Source organism: Mesorhizobium sp. M1403 (assembly GCF_040317695.1).
Classification (GTDB): Bacteria; Pseudomonadota; Alphaproteobacteria; order Rhizobiales; family Rhizobiaceae; genus Mesorhizobium.
The window spans coordinates 17,038-34,553 of sequence record NZ_JAMYKY010000005.1 but is presented as its reverse complement, the minus strand read 5'-3'; the positions used below and the strand labels follow the sequence as shown (position 1 = coordinate 34,553).

Annotated in this window: 20 protein-coding genes, 1 tRNA gene and 1 pseudogene; 14 read left to right on the top strand and 8 right to left on the bottom strand. The window is 59.5% G+C overall.

Annotated features, from left to right (window positions below; translation table 11 throughout):
- The first annotated feature begins 660 nt into the window (after positions 1-660).
- Positions 661-1,968 carry an aspartyl protease family protein gene (locus tag NKH01_RS11530; RefSeq protein ID WP_353020250.1) on the top strand — a complete coding sequence of 436 codons (1,308 nt, stop codon included), beginning with the start codon at positions 661-663 and terminating at the stop codon, positions 1,966-1,968.
- A gap of 173 nt (positions 1,969-2,141) precedes the next feature.
- On the opposite strand, the gene NKH01_RS11525 is transcribed toward NKH01_RS11530, so the two are convergent.
- Positions 2,142-2,621 carry a hypothetical protein gene (locus tag NKH01_RS11525; RefSeq protein WP_353020249.1) on the bottom strand — a complete coding sequence of 160 codons (480 nt, stop codon included), beginning with the start codon at positions 2,619-2,621 and terminating at the stop codon, positions 2,142-2,144.
- Positions 2,622-2,917: 296 nt separating this feature from the next.
- Here NKH01_RS11525 and NKH01_RS11520 point away from each other — a divergent pair, with 296 nt between their 5' ends.
- Both NKH01_RS11520 and NKH01_RS11515 read left to right on the top strand, forming a co-directional pair.
- Positions 2,918-3,142: a hypothetical protein gene (locus NKH01_RS11520; protein ID WP_127807885.1), complete on the top strand. Its 225-nt coding sequence runs from the start codon at positions 2,918-2,920 to the stop codon at positions 3,140-3,142.
- Between the two features lie 190 nt (positions 3,143-3,332).
- Complete coding sequence (locus NKH01_RS11515) at positions 3,333-3,590, top strand: hypothetical protein (RefSeq protein ID WP_353020248.1); 258 nt, start codon at positions 3,333-3,335, stop codon at positions 3,588-3,590.
- Positions 3,591-3,754: 164 nt separating this feature from the next.
- Here NKH01_RS11515 and NKH01_RS11505 read toward each other — a convergent pair whose 3' ends face one another.
- The 4 genes from NKH01_RS11505 to NKH01_RS11490 form a co-directional block, all read right to left on the bottom strand.
- Positions 3,755-4,078 carry a c-type cytochrome gene (locus tag NKH01_RS11505; RefSeq protein ID WP_353020247.1) on the bottom strand — a complete coding sequence of 108 codons (324 nt, stop codon included), beginning with the start codon at positions 4,076-4,078 and terminating at the stop codon, positions 3,755-3,757.
- Positions 4,079-4,413: 335 nt separating this feature from the next.
- Positions 4,414-4,704 carry a hypothetical protein gene (locus tag NKH01_RS11500; RefSeq protein WP_352620563.1) on the bottom strand — a complete coding sequence of 97 codons (291 nt, stop codon included), beginning with the start codon at positions 4,702-4,704 and terminating at the stop codon, positions 4,414-4,416.
- A 143-nt stretch (positions 4,705-4,847) separates the two neighbouring features.
- The gene (locus NKH01_RS11495) at positions 4,848-5,075 is read right to left on the bottom strand and encodes a hypothetical protein (RefSeq protein WP_353020246.1); all 228 of its coding nucleotides are present in this window, start codon (positions 5,073-5,075) and stop codon (positions 4,848-4,850) included.
- Positions 5,076-5,555: 480 nt separating this feature from the next.
- Positions 5,556-6,311, bottom strand: coding sequence for an SDR family NAD(P)-dependent oxidoreductase (locus NKH01_RS11490; RefSeq protein ID WP_352938540.1), 756 nt, complete (start codon positions 6,309-6,311; stop codon positions 5,556-5,558).
- 266 nt (positions 6,312-6,577) lie between these two features.
- Here NKH01_RS11490 and NKH01_RS11485 point away from each other — a divergent pair, with 266 nt between their 5' ends.
- The 7 genes from NKH01_RS11485 (at position 6,578) to NKH01_RS11455 (ending at position 11,724) form a co-directional block, all read left to right on the top strand.
- A complete protein-coding gene (locus NKH01_RS11485) occupies positions 6,578-7,174 on the top strand; it encodes a L,D-transpeptidase (protein ID WP_352959637.1) in 597 nt (198 codons plus the stop codon).
- A gap of 203 nt (positions 7,175-7,377) precedes the next feature.
- A complete protein-coding gene (locus NKH01_RS11480; protein ID WP_352938545.1) occupies positions 7,378-7,518 on the top strand; it encodes an ABC transporter in 141 nt (46 codons plus the stop codon).
- A gap of 142 nt (positions 7,519-7,660) precedes the next feature.
- Positions 7,661-8,260, top strand: coding sequence for a hypothetical protein (locus NKH01_RS11475; RefSeq protein ID WP_352959639.1), 600 nt, complete (start codon positions 7,661-7,663; stop codon positions 8,258-8,260).
- 161 nt (positions 8,261-8,421) lie between these two features.
- On the top strand, positions 8,422-9,009 hold the full coding sequence (locus NKH01_RS11470) for a protein-S-isoprenylcysteine O-methyltransferase (protein WP_353020376.1): 588 nt from the start codon (positions 8,422-8,424) through the stop codon (positions 9,007-9,009).
- A gap of 10 nt (positions 9,010-9,019) precedes the next feature.
- Complete coding sequence (locus NKH01_RS11465) at positions 9,020-9,799, top strand: hypothetical protein (protein ID WP_352938550.1); 780 nt, start codon at positions 9,020-9,022, stop codon at positions 9,797-9,799.
- Positions 9,796-10,686 (top strand): SDR family NAD(P)-dependent oxidoreductase, encoded by an 891-nt coding sequence (locus tag NKH01_RS11460; RefSeq protein ID WP_353020245.1) that lies wholly within the window; start codon positions 9,796-9,798, stop codon positions 10,684-10,686. The genes NKH01_RS11465 and NKH01_RS11460 overlap by 4 nt, the downstream gene beginning before the upstream one ends.
- Before the next feature lie 570 nt (positions 10,687-11,256).
- On the top strand, positions 11,257-11,724 hold the full coding sequence (locus tag NKH01_RS11455) for a hypothetical protein (RefSeq protein ID WP_353020243.1): 468 nt from the start codon (positions 11,257-11,259) through the stop codon (positions 11,722-11,724).
- Positions 11,725-11,930: 206 nt separating this feature from the next.
- Here the strand turns inward: NKH01_RS11455 and NKH01_RS11450 are convergent, their stop codons facing one another.
- The 3 genes from NKH01_RS11450 to NKH01_RS11440 form a co-directional block, all read right to left on the bottom strand.
- Positions 11,931-12,257, bottom strand: a complete 327-nt coding sequence (locus NKH01_RS11450; RefSeq protein ID WP_353020242.1) for a hypothetical protein — start codon at positions 12,255-12,257, stop codon at positions 11,931-11,933.
- A 213-nt stretch (positions 12,258-12,470) separates the two neighbouring features.
- Positions 12,471-12,546, bottom strand: a tRNA-Ala gene (locus NKH01_RS11445).
- 162 nt (positions 12,547-12,708) lie between these two features.
- Complete coding sequence (locus NKH01_RS11440) at positions 12,709-13,098, bottom strand: TIGR02300 family protein (RefSeq protein WP_023676282.1); 390 nt, start codon at positions 13,096-13,098, stop codon at positions 12,709-12,711.
- 194 nt (positions 13,099-13,292) lie between these two features.
- Between NKH01_RS11440 and aroA the strand changes: the two genes are divergently transcribed.
- From aroA to rpsA, 4 genes and pseudogenes are all read left to right on the top strand, one after another.
- Entirely contained in the window at positions 13,293-14,651 is a 1,359-nt protein-coding gene (gene aroA, locus NKH01_RS11435; protein WP_353020240.1) for a 3-phosphoshikimate 1-carboxyvinyltransferase, read from the top strand.
- A pseudogene (locus tag NKH01_RS11430) lies at positions 14,648-14,926 on the top strand (DUF6881 domain-containing protein); the annotation flags it as partial. The gene aroA and the pseudogene NKH01_RS11430, both read left to right, overlap by 4 nt.
- 30 nt (positions 14,927-14,956) lie before the next feature.
- Complete coding sequence (gene cmk / locus NKH01_RS11425) at positions 14,957-15,607, top strand: (d)CMP kinase (RefSeq protein ID WP_023718022.1); 651 nt, start codon at positions 14,957-14,959, stop codon at positions 15,605-15,607.
- Positions 15,608-15,811: 204 nt separating this feature from the next.
- Positions 15,812-17,509 (top strand): 30S ribosomal protein S1, encoded by a 1,698-nt coding sequence (rpsA, locus tag NKH01_RS11420; RefSeq protein ID WP_023676278.1) that lies wholly within the window; start codon positions 15,812-15,814, stop codon positions 17,507-17,509.
- The last annotated feature ends 7 nt before the right edge of the window (positions 17,510-17,516 follow it).

Here is a 17,516-nt window from a genome sequence, read left to right as displayed (position 1 = left end):
CACCGCGCACGGCGCACGACCGGCCGAACCAAAGAAGAGGCGCGCTCCCTTGTTTCGCGCCGTATCCCCATCTAGCCTGCACTACTTTCAGTTGTGGGGATCGGGTATGAAACAGAATCAGGTTGGCACTCGGCGATCATTCGCAGGCAACGCATTGGCCATCGGGCTTTTGATGTCGAGCATATCTCTGGCAGGGTGCACTACAGTTTCGACTAGCGGCGCGGATGGATGGCTTACGAAGCGAACTGCTTACGGGGTTTCCGACGCAATGGCTAAGAAGGGCATGATGCCCGTAGCCGTCGACTGCCGGTTCGATAGAACAGATCCGGACAATGCGGCCTTTGGATCCAAGGTTACGTGGAAACCTGCCCCACCACACTTCCTCTGGCAGTGGCATGTCGGCTATCCCGATTACGTTGCGACGAAGGAAGCTAGATCACGCGCAATGGGCCTCCATCGCGTGTTTTCGAAAAGGGTTCGTGATCAGGCAACGGGTCAAGTGGTTCAGTGTTCGATCTGGACGAATTGAAGCCGCTCGGCCTCGGCCCGGCTGTAGTGGAACGGCATATCAGCAGCGAAGTAGTTCCGCCGCGGCCGCTTGGCTGATATGCTTCGCTCATCGCACCGCCCCTCGCTCGCCTCCCTCGCCGGTCTGAAACAATGAAATTAGCCAGAATTTGCCTCGCACTCCTAGTGATGCTCGCGCCTTGCGCACTCTCGGGACAGGCGACAGCGGAGGAGAAGCCATCGCCGGTCGATTCCGCCGACCAGTTCTTCAAGGCCGGGGAGTTTGCTAAGGCCGGCGAACGATACGCCAAAATCACCGCCGACCACCCCGATGACTATTCGGCAACGCTCCAGTTGGGTCGGATCGCGCTGCTTTCCAACCGGCTTGATGATGCCGAGCATTGGCTGAAAAAGGCCATCGACCTCGGGCCCGGCGAGGCCGACCCCAAGGTCATGCTCGCCGAGGCCTATTATCGCCGCGACGATTTCGAAAAGGCGGCGGCTGCGCTGAATGGCGTCGACGTGGGTACTAACCAGTTGATCGTCGATCAGTATCCGACACTCAATGTTGCGAAGTTGCAGAGTTTCAAGGGCCAGACACCCTATGAGGTGCAGGGCGACGGGCAAATCATGCGTCTCAAGTTCCTGAGGACAGATCCGCTGCCGTTGGTCAGTATCCGCGTAAACGGGGGCGACGAGGTCACTTTCTTCATCGACACCGGGGGCTCGGAGGTTGCACTCGACACGGACTTCGCCAAGGAGCTTGGCGTCCAACTATTCGGAACGGTGCAAGGCACTTTTTCCGGCGGCCAGACCACCGAGGTTCAGCAAGGGCGGACCGAATCGCTTACGATCGGCGACTGGACGGTGAAGAACCTGCCCGTCGCGGTGCTACCCCTCCGCCAGCTCTCCGAAGGCCTCCAAGCCAAGCGGATCGACGGTATCATTGGCACCACGCTCTTCTACCATTTCCTTGCGACCCTCGATTTTCCGAACGGCGAACTCGTCCTCCGCCGGAAAAACGCGGCAAACCTCAAGGAATTCATGGCTGCCTCGGGCAAGAGCGTCGCGGTCCCTTTCTGGATTGCAAGCGACCATTTCATGGTGGGCCGGGGGCGCGTGGAGACGCTTCCACCTACGCTTCTCTTCGTCGACACAGGGCTGGCTGGCGCGGGAGTCAAGCTGGCGGCGTCTGTGATCAAGGAAGCCGGGATAAAGCTTGAGGAAGACAAAGCTACTTCAGGGGCGGGCGCTGGCGGGACGCTGAAGACCGTGCCCTACGTCGTGCATCGCCTCTCCTTCGGAGAGGTGCAGGAAGAGAACGTCCCGGGCCTCTACGATGGGCCATTCCCCTGGGAGAACCTTTTTGGCTTCCACCTCGCGGGCATGGTCGGCCACGATTTCTTCATGCCTTATGCAGTTACCTTCGACTTTGAAAATATGAAGATCCTGTTGCAGTAGGGGCTTCGATCCGATGGCTTGAGGGGTGTCCTGTATGGGTCATTTTGCGAAGTAGCTGGGCGGCGCGGCCATATCCACTTTGACGGCGACTCCGGAAGTTGATTCCAGCTCCCCCAACAATCGGAGCACGTCGGCGGGGCGTTTCTGGCCTTTAGGTCCGGTGGGCATATTTGTCAATTCTTCGGCATTTGGGGTGGCACAAGTTGAACGTATGGCGTCGTCGGTTCCTCATCAGAGCGAATGCGGCTGGGGGCCGGCTTCCCGTGTTTGCCGAGCGACCTGATGTATTGATAGAGCGATTGCATATCGCTCTCCTCCATCGCTCGAAGATTGTACCAAGGCATCGGTGGAGACGTTCTAATGCGCTTCAGCATCCCTACGAATCCACGCTCGCTCATTACCGCTGCATCTATCCGAAGATTGGTCGCATAGGTCGTGCCCCAGGGACCGCGCCAACCGACCGAGTTGCCCATTAAAGCCTTTTCAGGGTCAATCTTGCCTTCTGTTTCGCTATAGCCTTCGGTATGGCAATCGTGACACCCGCCGATGATTGATACCTGCAACCCTCGTTCGACCGATACTTCGCCTTGAGCGAAGGCTGCAATTGGCATCGTGAGGCCGGCTAGTAGGAAAAACAGGCTTGTGACGCGCATCCTTCCCTCCCATGCGTGCCGCTAAGCATAGGCGGTTTCGCCTATGGCTTCAAACGCCGCTCGCATTTTTGAAGTTCAAACTGACCCACTACCGGTTCCGCCGCTGTTTTCAGACGTGCCGGCTCCGGGGTTAGTCGCTGTTTCTCGATGTATTATCAGGGGGAGAGAGGCATCGGCGATCAGCGGCCGAAAATTCGACTGCAGTGCCTCAGTTTGAAATCTGACGGAATGCAATATGCATTTCCCATATCGAGCCGACCTCCTATATGCTTAGCGGAAAGCATGAGGTGGTGGCGATGGAAAACGCACAGGAATTGAGCCCGCATTTGAAGTGCGATGTAGAGTTGGAACTGACCGGCCCCAACGTAGGCACGTTAAACAAATGGGCAGCAGACGCCTTGCGCGCGTTGGCCGACCGCTTAGAGCGCGGAGAGTTCGAAGACGGGTTCAGCGACGCGAAAGATAACGTTGGGAAGAAAATCGGGTCGATCTACGTAGATTACTCTGAGGCGAATTTCTGATGCCCACCGGACCTAAAGGCCAGAAGCGCCTCACATTTCACGATCAGTACGCCAAATGCCGGTTTTCCCTGCTTCGGCACTGGCAAAGCCCCAGCCATTCTGGCCCCACCTATGGTGCTGATCCATGCTTGAGCCCGCGTTCATCCAATCGATGGATGAAGCCCATCTTGGGCCGGTGCTACTTTGACGCATGGCGCGACCTAACCCCCTCATTGCTATCGCTTTCCTCGCGATCAGCGTCGGCTATGCCGAAGCCAAGGACCGTAAGGTCGAAACCGCGACCCTGGGCACGTACGCCAATTCGAAGAACCTGCCGGTTTGCACCGCATCAAGCTCACTCTACGAAGTCCTCGGAGACAAGTGTTTTCTCGTCAAAGGTTCGATGATCTATGGCGACATCGCCGAGCTTTCCGAGCTAAGCATTTGGGCTGGTAGCGGAGGCTGGTAGCGGACGCTTCGATCCCGCCAGACATCCGCATCCAGTTCAGCCAGGGCGCTCCCCGGCGACGCCACGGCGATTTATCACCTCGTCGACCAGATAGGCCTTGAGGGAATGGTGTCCAAGCGTCGAGACAGCAAATATCGCAGACTACCGCCGGACTTGGTTATTTGTCACTGCGGAACTTCGACGGTAATCTTGATCGCGGCATAGTAAGCCGCAACATTGGCGATGTCTTCATCGCTCAGGCTCTTGACGACGCGCGACATCATTGGGCTCTTGCGGTTGCCGGCCTTGTAAGCCATCAGCGAACGGACGAGATAGTCCTGCTTCTGCCCGGCGATGTTGGGCGACCAATACTCTATGGCGAGGCCATCCTTGCCGTGGCACGATTGGCATTGCACCATGACTTTCCGGCCGGCGGTGATGTCGCCTGCTGCCTGCGCAAATGGCGAGGTGACCACGAGGGCAGCCAGGCCAAGGATCAAACCACGCATACTATGCTCCGTGAATGCTCCGTAGATCGGACGACAAGGCACCCTACACCCGGCGAGACGGCATAGCGAATCTTCCATGGTCGAAGATCGGAGACACTGCCCAATTGCGCGTCAGATTTCAAACTGAGGCACTGCAGTCGAATTTTCGGCCGCTCGTCGGCGATGCCTCTCCCGCTGTCCAGCTAGCCCTGTCGCAAACCCCCGCCACTCCTACGCCAATTGCAAGGCCAGTGGCGAGCTTGCCGGCCAAGTCTAGGGCAATGACGCCCACCAGGGCGCGCACGTCTCCCTGGCCGCCAACTGAGGCGGCCTCGCAGGCCGCGCGGCTAGTAGCGCTACTTCAATTGAAGAACGATCGAGCCCTCAGAGACTGTGGGTGCGCCGACGCCAGTGTTGGACGCGTTCTCCTTGATCCAGTCTCTCGCTTTCTGGAGGCTTTCATCCGTGCCGGCCTTGTTACTGCAGACCGTGACGGAAATGCCGCCATCTGCCGTGTGGATGAGCGAGTAACTCACAAATCCCTTCACCGACCGTATGAGGCTCTCAACGTCCGTCTTGCGCTTCTCCAGCACGTCGAAAAGCTCTTTCGCTCCCTTGCCGGAATAGGTTCTTACGACTGCGTGCATGCCCATTCCTCCCTTTTGGCCATCCACCCGCGATAATTATACTCCCCTCGCCCGTGATTTCCAAATTTAGGCCACGCCCACCAGACTTAGGACACTAGGCCTAGAGCGGCGCTGGCGAGGTTGCAGCGCTTCCTCGCTGCCCGCTAGTTCGCCGTCCCCGTCCCGTGCCATCGGATGAAAGCTGCATCCTTGCCGGTAATGTCCTTCACCGATCTCAACAGGGTTTCATGGACCGCTCGAAGCGCTCGATAGTGGTCGCAGGTAGGCGATAACAGCGGCCGGACGATGCTCTTGTGAAGCTCTTCCGCAGCCGCCATGAAGCGGTCGATCTCGACCTGTGAAAGTTGCTTAGAAAGTTTGTGTCTGGCCATTTTTGCGATCTCCGTTTGAGGATCGCCGCAACGGGGCTATGAGGACCATATTCCTATTGTCTCAGCAAGGGGCGACTGAGAATTTTCCCCAAGGCTAGTTCTCTGCCTGAGCGACTTTCGCGCCAACTGAGCGCAGCGCCCATCTTCTCCACGCTGCGACGCGAATGGCATCTGGCGGACCGATGCGTCCTTGCATTAGCAAACTCTTAAATACGTTGCGGCACTCTTTCTTGTATTTCATTACGGTTACAACGTGGGCGGGAAACAAGGTTGCGAAAGGACGCGCGATGAACCGACATGGCCCGAAGGACTGGGATACCCAACGACCGCGCTGGCTACTGCCGCTTTTTGCGTTCACCATCATAGTGGGTGCTGGCTTTGGCGCCGCCTTGGCCTTCGTCACCTAGCTGACACGCCACGTTTGCTCGTCGTTCTGCGCCTTGAGGCTCGCCATGCAGGCGCCATTTACGGGCCATCCACCTAATGGGCGGTGTAAGCTCCGTCCACCAGATGGTAGCTCCCAGTGATAAAGCTGGCCTGATCGGACAAGAGGAAGCACACAAGAGCCGCTACCTCTTCCGGTTTCCCGCGCCTGCCCATCGGCTGAAGGGCTGCCATGCGCCGGATGGCTAATGCCTCCATTTGCTCCGATAAAAGAGGCGTTTCGATCCAGCCGGGGCCGACGACATTGATCCGGATGCCCATCCTCGCATATTCAATCGCCGCAACCTTGGTTAGTCCAACGACCCCGTGTTTCGCTGCCGTGTATGCGGACGCAGTTGGCAAGCCGACGGAACCGAGAACGGAGGACATGTTCACGATGGCGCCTCCGCCTCGATCCAGCATGGCGGCGATTTCGTACTTCATGCAGTAGAAAACGCCAGTTAGGTTGACGTTTATCAGCTTGTGCCAGTTGTCGAGCGGATAGTCTGCCGTTGCTTTTCGAACGCCGTCCATACCTGCATTGTTTACCGCCATATCCAGTCCGCCGCATTTCTGGACAGTGAACTCGATCAGCTTTTCCACGGCTGCCGCATCCGTGACATCGACCGCAAAGTCGTAGGCCCTGCCTCCTTGCGAGCGTATCTCGGCGGCTTTGCAGTGCGCGGCCTCGGCATCAAGGTCGGCGACAACAACCTCGGCTCCTTCTTGCGCGAGTTGCCGTGAAACAGCCGCTCCTATTCCGGAGCCTGCGCCGGTCACAATCGCGACTTTACCACGGAAGTCAGGCTTCATCGTCTCTATCCTATGCCCATTGTGACATAACCGAACAGAGGCAGACGGTTATCGCAAGAAGTTTCGCTCCAATTCGCTTGTCAATCCTGTGAATTCACCTTGCCCCTTACCATCTCACCTGCGGCCGCCTAGCGCTGGCAAACGGTTACACCAAGCAACCGGCCTGACTGGATTTCAAGGCACCACACAGCGAGACTTGGCCCGCATGCCTTGGAATGTTAGAGACGAGGGCGGCGGTAAGTTGACCAGTTTCTTAGCAGGTAGAAATGGAAGAACACCACATAGCGCGCCGGGGGCTCGTGCTGGGTAGTCTGGCTCTGATGGTTTCCGGATGTACGTCAGCGTTACGACAGGCGGCTGAGCCGATTTCATCCGCGTTCGCACCAAGGCGTGGCCTGGATCCTCGTTACCGACGGCAGCATGTGCGGTACTACGGAAACGAGCCGGCTGGAACGATCGTCGTCGATACTTCGCAACGTTTCCTCTATGCCGTCGAGACGGACGGGTGGGCGACGCGCTACGGCGTCGGCGTCGGCGAGCAGGGACTTTCGTTCAAGGGTACAGCGACCGTCGGCCGCAAGGCGGACTGGCCGTCGTGGACACCCACCGCCAGCATGATGAAGCGCAAGCCGCGCCTGGTGCAGTATGCAGGGGGGGTCCCTGGCGGACCAAACAACCCGCTTGGTGCGCGTGCCCTTTATCTCTATCGCGACAGGCGCGACACCCACTTCCGGATACATGGTACAAACGAGCCATGGACGATAGGCACAGCGGTATCGAACGGGTGCATCCGTTTGATAAATGACGACATTATTGACCTCTACGACCGTATCCCTTTGGGCACGACGGTGGTGGTTATTTGATGGTCTGAGATGCCCGGGCAGGCCTGATCTCCGTTGTGGTGAACCCTGCCAGCACGTCACCGTAAAGGTGCCGCCGGCAACCGGGTGCCAACTGTGTCATTTCTGCACTAGGCTTTGGTGTAGATCGCAGGTAACTTGGCGGGGCTGCATATTATTTGTGGCGCTTCTATAGGCTATTCCGCCCCCGGGGAAAGGATTGCTTGATGAGCAGGATCTTGATTGCAATGGTTGCCACGCTCGCCGTTGCCAGCCTGAGCGGCTGCGCGAACGGCTGGATCGGCAAAGGAAAGGGGAAGGCTCCTCCACCGGAACCCGCTCCGGTAGAGCAGCCCGTGATTAAATAAGGACCGGCTTTCGGTAAGTATGGGAGGGGCCGCCAGGCCCTTCCCCGTCGATACGCAGGGGCCAAGGCCGGATTCGTAGCCTACGTGCGGTTAGCGGGCATAGGCGGGCACTAGGTCTGCGGTCCTCGGAGTTCGGGATGAGATGACGCTTGTAAGTGGCCGTTCAACAATTGTGGCCCTGCTCGCGCTTGCCGCAGCGTCATGTCAGTCGCAGGACAACAAGCCCCAGCCGAGTTTCGTGTCCAATGATCGGGCACTAAGAACCGCGGCGATGCCGGCGAGCGCGGCGGCATCAACTCAAGCCCAACGGCATTTCATCGAGTTCCGCTCCCGGTACGCCCTTACCTACGGCCATTCCTTCGTGATTTTTGGACGATTGAACCAGGCGGGACGGATGGTCAACCCCGAAGTCGCGGGGCTCGCTCCGAAGTCCAGTGATCCCAATGTCTATGTTCTCGGCCATTTGGCGCCCGTGCCAGCCTCGACCGGGTGGACGGACGGCGACCTGGAAGATGCCTACCGATCGGCAAGCTGGCGAGTTTTGCTGACCGAAGCCGAATATAGGAAAGTCGTCGCGAGCATACGAAGGCTGCAGGCCAGTTCTCCGCTTTGGCACGCGTCGCTCTACAACTGCAACGCTTTCGTAGCGGACATCGCCAGATCCATGGGGTATAAGACCCCCGGTACCTGGCTCCGGCCGCAACAATTCATAACCAAGCTTCGGGAGATGAACGGGGGTTGAAATGCGATTGGCAAAACCCGCTTTCGCGCCTCGTTCGCCCCGTTAAGTCCGAAAGGAACGCGCTCCGAATGTCTATCGGTCGACAACTCGGACGGTGACATCGTTGCGACGGCTTGCCGTGGTCCCAGATCGAGAAAAGGCTCCGGTGACCTGAAGTGAGCATTGCTGTAGCCTCAGTTGGCGAGATCATATGGGTGATCGGCATCGTTGCCTGGTACGTGACCCGGTATCCCTTCGAGCGCCGGGCAAGGCGCGTGCGAATTGTAGCGGGCGGCCGCTCAAGTTCCGACACCGTCGGGCTTGCATCGGCTCTCCTTGGCCTCGCGATCCTGCCTGGCTTCTATGTCGCCACCGGCATCCCCGGAGCGGCTGACCATCCGGCCAGCGCGTGGTCCGTGGCGCTCGGAACCATGATCTTCTGCTCCGCGCTGTGGATTTTTCGCATATCCCACAAGGAACTTGGCCGTAACTGGTCGATTACGCTGGAGATTCGCGAACGCCATGAACTGGTCTGCGCCGGGCCATACGCCTTGGTCCGCCACCCGATGTACACCTCGTTCCTGCTCATGGGGCTCGGCCAGGTCTTTCTGCTGTCGAACTGGGTTGCGGGCACTTCGGGTTTGATTGGTTTCGCAGTCCTTTTTCTGCTGAGAGTGGATAAGGAAGAGCGTATGATGCTGGAGAAGTTCGGCTCGCAATACCGTGCCTATATGGAAAAGACCAAGCGAATAGTCCCTTATCTTTACTAGAGGTCTTTTGATGCGAGGCCGAGCCCTCAAGCTTTCGGCGCCCCGGCGCCTTGTTGGCGATCTGATGAGGTTTTCGATCGGCGTGCCACGGGTCGCGGTGCAGCGTCAGATGAACCTCGGTCCACTCGTAAGGGCTAGAATGGCGCAGCAGACCAGGCCCTCTTGGACCGCGATCTTCCTGAAGGGATACGCGCTTCTCGCCCGAGAGATGCCGGAGCTGCGGCGCGCCTATGTCAAGTTGCCCTGGCCGCAGCTTTACGAGTATCCGGTAAGCGTAGCCTCGATTGCCCACGAGCGCGAATATGACGGCGAGCCGGCCGTTCTGTTGAGCCGCATCAAGTGCCCGGAGCGCTACTCTATCACGGAACTTGAGGAATCCATCCATGCGGCTCGATCACGGCCGATCCTGGAGGTCCCGGAGTTCCGGCGTGCCTTGCGGATGGCACGTGCGCCCGCGCCCCTCAGGTGGCTGCTTATGTGGCTAGGGCTGAATATCGGTCGGCAAAGGGCAAATTACTTCGGTACCTTCCAACTGTCCGTCTATTCGGGTCTCGGTGCGGAATCACTCAACCCGCTGACACCATTGACCACGCTTCTAAACTACGGTCCGATCGGCAAAGACGGATCGGTGAATGTCCGCATCCACTACGATCACCGGGTAATGGATGGAGCGAACGTCGCACGAGCACTGGAGAGATTCGAACAGATTCTGAACGGCACTGTCGCCAATGAAGTGGTGCTGCTCGGTCAAAGTGTTGCCGCTCCTGCAAGAAAGAGGAACGCGACATGATTTCGCACCGTGAATTCCGGCCAGCCGTCGTCGTGATTGGCGGCTCGGGTGGAATTGGCCGGGCAATTGCGAGCGTCGCTGCACGGGAGCGCGGTGCGGTTGTGCTGGTTGCCCGCTCGCCCGAGGGTTTGGCCGCCGCGGCGGCTGAGGTTCGGGAGGGGGGTGGCGAGGCATTCACGCTCGAGTTGGATCTCGTGGCAGGCGATGCGCCAACGCGCCTAGAGGACTTTCTGTCCGCACACGGCCTGGTCTGTGATGTCCTGGTCAACAGCGCCGGCTATGGCCTGCGGGGCGCGGCGACGGCGCTGCCTATTGATGGTCAACTCGGCATCATCGATCTCAACATACATTCCCTCACAGAACTGACCCTCCATTTTCTGCCGGGAATGGTGGCGCGCCGACGGGGCGGGGTGCTCAATCTCAGTTCCGTGGCCGGGTTCGTTCCCGGGCCTTATATGGCTCTGTACTTCGCTAGCAAAGGTTTCGTGCGCTTCTTCTCAGAGGCGCTTCATCAGGAGTTGCGCCGAACCGGTGTGACGGTCACATGCCTGGCACCAGGTCCGGTGTCGACGGAGTTTCTCGCAAGGTCAGGCGCCTATCAGACGGTGCTCTTCAACATCTTGCCCAAGGTGGATCCGGAGTATGTGGCCGAACGTGCGTGGCGAGGGTTCAAATCCGGTCGTCGCCTCGTCGTACCGGGAATCTCGGCCAAGTTGGCTGCCCTTGCGGCGGCGCTCCTGCCTTCCGCAGCGATGCTGCCCCTGGTCGGCCGGCTGCAACGCGGCGGCAATGATCCATGTCCTTGCGGTTCAGGTATGAAGTTCAAGAAATGCTGCGGTACCCGCCAGATCCAGCTACGCCGGGGCCTTCGGGGAATTATCCCCTGACCGGACCAGCACGCCACCGCTCGCCATTTCAGGAGTCGCTGATGGTCTTGGTTGCGGCTCAACGAACAAACGCCTTTCCGCTTGACCTGAGGTGCAGGGCGCATGGAGTTGCTCTCGGCTGGCGAGACCAAAGCCCAACTTTCCAACCCTGGCGCCCTCCAAGTCATTGAGATTGCTTACATCTGAACCTGAGAACCAAAGATGCGAGGTTGACAGCTTTGGAGAATATTGGCCAGAGAACGCCCACGAGGAATAGCCGGCACGCGGTTGCCAGCTTTTCTTGAAAAGCCCGCAGTTCCGCGGGATATCGATCCTCCTGGGTCGAGGCAGAGAAAGTTGGGGCAGGGTGCGTTGGCGGAGGGAGAGTAACCGAAATCCAACCTTGCATGCTTATTGTGCCCTGGCCGGTCCCTCCGTCTTCCGTCCAATTCGTGCGGCTCGCTGCTTCCGGCAGCGGGCCGCTTCTTTCGCGCACGAGGCTGAAATCAGCGGCAGGTCGTCTGCTACTTTTTCTTTGTCGCCAATTGTGTCCGTCTGGACAGTATATGACGCGACGCTAATTTAATGCCAATGGCACGTTTTCTGTTGAGCCTCGTTTCGATTTTATTTTGCTGCACGCTTCTCCAAGCGCAAGCGTGGCAGCTTTTCGGCTTCAGGCAGTTTGGCTTCATATTCGAAGTTCCCCCTGGCTTTGTCCTGACGCAGCGTTCGGACCAGGGCGCGGAATTTCGGGGTGAAAACGATGCCCTTCTTACCGTGTGGGGCGCAAGGCTCGGCAAGCACAGTTTTCGCGCCGAGATTGAGCACCGCATGGTCGAGGATGAAAAGGAGGGCTGGAAACTGACCTATAGGCGCGTCACGCCGAGATGGGCCAGCTACTCGGGTATGAAGAACGAACAGATCCGATATGTCCGCGCCATTGCGGTCTGCAACGACCGTGCCGCGCTCTTTGTCATAAATTACAGCAGCGATGAAAAAATCCCGTACGATCCGATTGTGGTGCGAATGGTGCAGTCCCTGAGGGCGGAAGGTTGCTGAGAACCGTTAAACCGTCCATCCATCTCAAACCCGTCATGGCGCTTTCCGCCGTTGCTTCGAATACTGATCGTCAGCCGGTCCATCGCCATGCTTCTTCACAATCATTCCTGACTACGAAGGCCAGCAGCGGGCAGCGCAATCGCGATTGGAAGCCAACTTTCGAACGAGGGGGCTGAAAGTGGCCCCTCTTTGGCCTGATGCAGAAACTAACTGCCCGTGCAACGCGCGAGTTCCTTTTCCTCTCGAATGGTGATGTCAAAGTGCATTTCGTTCTCTTGCTGCTGCCTAGATCGAAGGAAGGCGATTAGGGCCGAGAGCGAGAGCGCGCCTAAGCCGCCATCGACATTCGAGGTCGAGCCTAGGGAAAGCTCCCTTTCCGCTTCCAGCTCTGGAATTAGTTTGGCCGGATCTCCGCCGCCGCTGGCCAGCATGGAATTTGCTGCGTTGAAGATGGTCCGCGCGAATAGCCAGGCAGCGGCCGGCGCGTCTGCTTTAAGCGCGTGAAACTCTGCCCGCAATTCGAGGATGGCCAATAGACGCTCTTGCTGGCGCCTCGCTGTCCCTAGTCCGAACATTTCCCATCCCCTCGCCTTTCGGCAAATCTGGCGGAAAACGGAGACTAGGGCAAAAAATAATTTTGCGACCCAATAAGCGTCTCGGGGTGCCCCGGCGGTGCCCCGAAGGGTTCCAGGAAAAAGAGCCCCGAAGGGCTGACTGGTAAATATCGGAAAAGACTAGAGAATTTTTGGTGGAGCCAATCGGAATCGAACCGACGACCTCTTGAATGCCATTCAAGCGCTCTCCCAACTGAGCTATGGCCCCACTCCGGCAGTTCGCCGGCGCCGTTTCCGGCGAAGAGATCCGGCGCGGGTTGAGACCGCGTCGTTAGTGCAGGCGGCTTCTAACCCCGCCTTCAGTCAATATCAAGCCTTCAAGAACCGCTTTTTCTAGGCAGCGCCGCGAAAGCCGGCGAATGCGGTTCGCTCAGACTTCGTCGTCGTCTTCGCCGACGCCGATCATGTCGGCAACGTCGTCGTCTTCTTCCTCCTCGTCGGCAAGGAACGTGTCATCCTCGTCATCGCCAAGGTCAACGTCGTCCTCGTCATCGCCGAGATCGGGAAGCTCGTCGGCCTTCGCGTCCTCGTCCGCCTCTTCGAGAGAGACGACCTCGACGCCCTCTTCCTCCTCGGCGTCCACTTCCTTCTCGGCAACTTCCTCTTCCTCCTCGAGGGCGGCTATCTTGCCTTCCTCGAAATAGGAGCGCGGATAGCTCTTGCCCGTGTAGGGCGAGACGATCGGGTCCTTGTTCAAGTCATAGAATTTTCGACCCGTCTCCGGGTCGATGCGTTTGGTGCCAAGTTCGGGTTTTGCCACAGCAAGCCTCGTCGATGAAAGTTTGGTCCCCTTAACCAGAGTTTACGGCGCTGTCAAAGCGAAAAGCCGGCGTCCCAAAAAGCTTGAATTCGAAGGCCTTCGTACCAAGGGGATGACCATCTCGATCCGCCATGATAGGAGACCGCGCAAACCACAAGAAAATGGCCGGCCGCCGGCGTTTCCAGGAAAGAACCATGTCGCACACTGCCGCCCCGAAGCAGGCCACCGCCCGAAAATCATCTGGTCTTTCCGGCGCGGCACGGGTGCCGGGCGACAAGTCGATCTCGCACCGTTCCTTCATGTTTGGCGGGCTGGCCTCCGGCGAAACCCGCATCACCGGACTACTGGAAGGCGAGGACGTGATGCGTACGGGCGCTGCCATGAAGGCGATGGGCGCTCATATCGAGAAGCATGGCACTGAGTGGGTGATCCGCGGAACCGGCAATGGCGCGCTGCTGCAACCGGAGGGCCCGCTCGATTTCGGCAATGCCGGCACGGGCTCCCGCCTCACCATGGGCCTGGTCGGCACCTATGACATGGAAACCACCTTCATCGGCGACGCCTCGCTGTCCGGCCGGCCGATGGGCCGCGTGCTCGAACCGCTTCGCCAGATGGGCGTGCAGGTGCTGAAGGCGACACCCGGCGACCGCATGCCGATCACGCTGCGCGGGCCCAAGCACGCCGCGCCGATCACCTACCGCGTGCCGATGGCATCGGCACAGGTCAAGTCGGCGGTGCTGCTGGCGGGGCTGAACACGCCGGGCATCACCACCGTCATCGAGCCGGTGATGACGCGCGACCACACCGAAAAGATGCTCAAGGGATTCGGCGCCAATCTGTCGGTCGAGACCGACGAGCGCGGCGTGCGCCACATTTTCATCGAAGGCCAGGGCAAGCTCACCGGCCAGACCATCGCGGTGCCTGGCGACCCCTCCTCGGCCGGCTTTCCGCTGGTGGCGGCGCTGATCGTGCCGGGCTCGGACATCACCATCGAAAACGTGCTGATTAACCCGACCCGCACGGGGCTTCTTTTGACGCTGCAGGAAATGGGCGCCTGGATCGACATAATCGATCCGCGCAACGAAGGCGGCGAGGACGTCGCCGACCTGCGCGTACGCTATTCCGAACTGAAAGGCGTCACCGTGCCGCCCGAACGGGCGCCGACCATGATCGACGAGTATCCGGTGCTTGCCGTGGCGGCGAGCTTTGCCGAGGGCGAAACGCTGATGCTCGGGCTTGAAGAACTGCGGGTGAAGGAATCCGACCGGCTGTCGGCGGTCGCCAACGGGCTGAAGCTCAACGGCGTCGATTGCAGCGAGGGCGAGGCCACACTGGCCGTGCGCGGAAAACCTGGCGGCAAGGGCCTCGGCCAACACCCCAACGGACAGGGCACCATCGTCCAGACCCATCTTGACCACCGCATAGCCATGAGTTTTCTGGTAATGGGGCTGGCGACGGAAAAGCCCGTGACCATCGATGATCAAGCGATGATCGCGACAAGTTTTCCGGAATTCATGGGCCTGATGAAGGGGCTCGGTGCGGCGATCGAGTGAGATACTTTTACGTTTATTGGAAACATAGCATACCGGAGGAGCCGTCCCATCTCTGGTATGAAGTTGCCGACGACAATTTCCAGAACCGGACTATAGAGTTCTATGCCGATGGCTCCGTGGGTTTTGCCATTCGCGGCGCTGCCCTCGACGGGTCGGAGGATATTGAGATCGGGGGCACCAGAAATTCCGTAGAAGGCTTTCCCGATCTCACAGAGATCAATTCCGACAATCAGTTCGAGGCCTCGGAGGTCAACGCGGTTGACTTCGAGCGCCGATGGAGTGAGGCACTTGCATCGAGGTTTCGAATGACGACAGGCTTCACCATCGCCATCGACGGCCCTGCAGGCGCTGGAAAGGGCACCCTTGCCCGACGGCTCGCCGATCACTACCGGCTAAACCTGCTCGACACCGGCCTCACCTATCGCGCGGTGGCGCATTCGCTGCTCCGGCTCGGCCTGCCGCTCGACAATGTCTCGGCCGCTGAAACCGCGGCTCGTCAGGTCGATCTGGCAAAGCTCGACCGCGCCGTGCTTTCGGCACACGCCGTCGGAGAGGCTGCCTCGAAAGTGGCTGTCATCCCGTCGGTGCGGCGCATCCTGGTCGACAAGCAGCGCGACTTTGCAAAAACCCCACCGGGCGCGGTGCTCGACGGCCGCGACATCGGCACTGTCGTCTGTCCCGATGCCGACGTAAAACTCTATGTCACGGCCAGTGCCGAGGTGCGGGCAAAGCGGCGGCTGGACGAAATCGAGAGCATCGGCGGCACTGCCAATTTCGATGAAATCCTTGCCGATATCGTGCGTCGCGACGAGCGCGACATGGGCCGCATGGACTCGCCCTTGAAACCGGCAGCCGATGCGCACTTGCTCGACACGTCGGAAATGGCTATAGAAGCCGCGTTTCTGGCAGCTCGGGCGATCATCGATGACGTCCTGGCCAAGAGAAACGAAGCCTGAGCCGGGTTTTCCTGCCGCCGCCGATTGCCGGCGACAAAAAGAATTCCCATATTGGGCATGAACCAGCCTGCCAGCATTCTTCATGCGCCGGAATTGCCGCCCAAAGGCGGCCAGGGCTTTTTGCCCGGAACGCCGGCAGGCCAACGCAACGCTAACCCACGGCGCCCGCCCCGCGACAGATTGCGGGGCATTCCAGGAGAAACTATGTCAGTTGCAAATCCCACTCGCGATGATTTCGCGAGCCTGCTCGAAGAATCATTTTCCGCCGGCCATTCCGGCGAAGGCCAGGTCGTCAAGGGCATCATCACCGCCATTGAGAAGGACATGGCCATCATCGACGTCGGCCTCAAGGTCGAAGGCCGCGTGCCGCTGAAGGAATTCGGCGTCAAGGGTAAGGACACGACGCTCAAGGTCGGCGACACGGTCGAGGTCTATGTCGAGCGTATCGAGAACGCGCTTGGCGAAGCCATGCTGTCGCGTGAAAAGGCCCGCCGCGAAGAGAGCTGGGTCCGTCTCGAAGAGAAGTTCACCAAGGGCGAACGCGTCGAAGGCGTCATCTTCAACCAGGTCAAGGGCGGCTTCACCGTCGACCTCGACGGTGCCGTGGCTTTCCTGCCGCGCAGCCAGGTCGATATCCGCCCGATCCGCGACGTCTCGCCGCTGATGCACAACCCGCAGCCCTTCGAGATCCTCAAGATGGATCGCCGCCGCGGCAACATCGTGGTGTCGCGCCGCACCGTACTCGAGGAAAGCCGCGCCGAACAGCGTTCGGAAATCGTGCAGAACCTCGAAGAAGGCCAGGTGGTCGAAGGCGTCGTCAAGAACATCACCGACTATGGTGCGTTCGTCGACCTCGGCGGCATCGACGGCCTGCTGCACGTCACCGACATGGCATGGCGCCGCGTCAACCATCCGACCGAAATCCTCAATATCGGCCAGACGGTCAAGGTGCAGATCATCCGCATCAACCAGGAAACCCACCGCATCTCGCTCGGCATGAAGCAGCTCGAGAGCGATCCGTGGTCCGAGATCGGCACCAAGTTCCCGATCGGCAAGAAGATCAAGGGTACCGTTACCAACATCACCGACTACGGCGCATTCGTCGAGCTGGAGCCGGGCATCGAAGGCCTCATCCACGTTTCGGAAATGTCGTGGACCAAGAAGAACGTGCATCCCGGCAAGATCCTGTCGACGACGCAGGAAGTCGACGTGGTGGTGCTCGAAGTCGATCCGGCCAAGCGCCGCATCTCGCTCGGCCTCAAGCAGACGCTGGAGAACCCGTGGGAGGCCTTCGCGCGCAGCCATCCGGTCGGCAGCCAGGTTGAGGGCGAGGTCAAGAACAAGACCGAGTTCGGCCTGTTCATCGGCCTCGAAGGCGATGTCGACGGCATGGTCCACCTTTCCGACCTCGACTGGACCCGTCCGGGCGAGCAGGTGATCGAGGAGTACAATCGCGGCGACATGGTCAAGGCGCAGGTGCTCGACGTCGACATCGACAAGGAGCGCATCTCGCTCGGCATCAAGCAGCTGGCCAAGGACACGGTCGGCGAAGCGGCGACGTCAGGCGAACTGCGCAAGAACGCAGTCGTCACCTGCGAGGTTATCGGCGTGAAGGATGGCGGTCTGGAAGTGCGGCTGGTCGACAGCGGCATCGAGACCTTCATCAAGCGCTCCGACCTCAGCCGTGACCGCGACGAGCAGCGCCCCGAGCGCTTCACTGTCGGCCAGAAGGTCGACGCCCGCGTCATCGCCTTCGACAAGAAGACCCGCAAGCTGCAGGTCTCGATCAAGGCGCTGGAAATCGCCGAAGAGAAGGAAGCGGTCGCCCAGTACGGTTCGACTGACTCCGGCGCTTCGCTGGGCGACATCCTGGGTGCCGCGCTGAAGAAGCAGGGCAGCTAAGCCAACA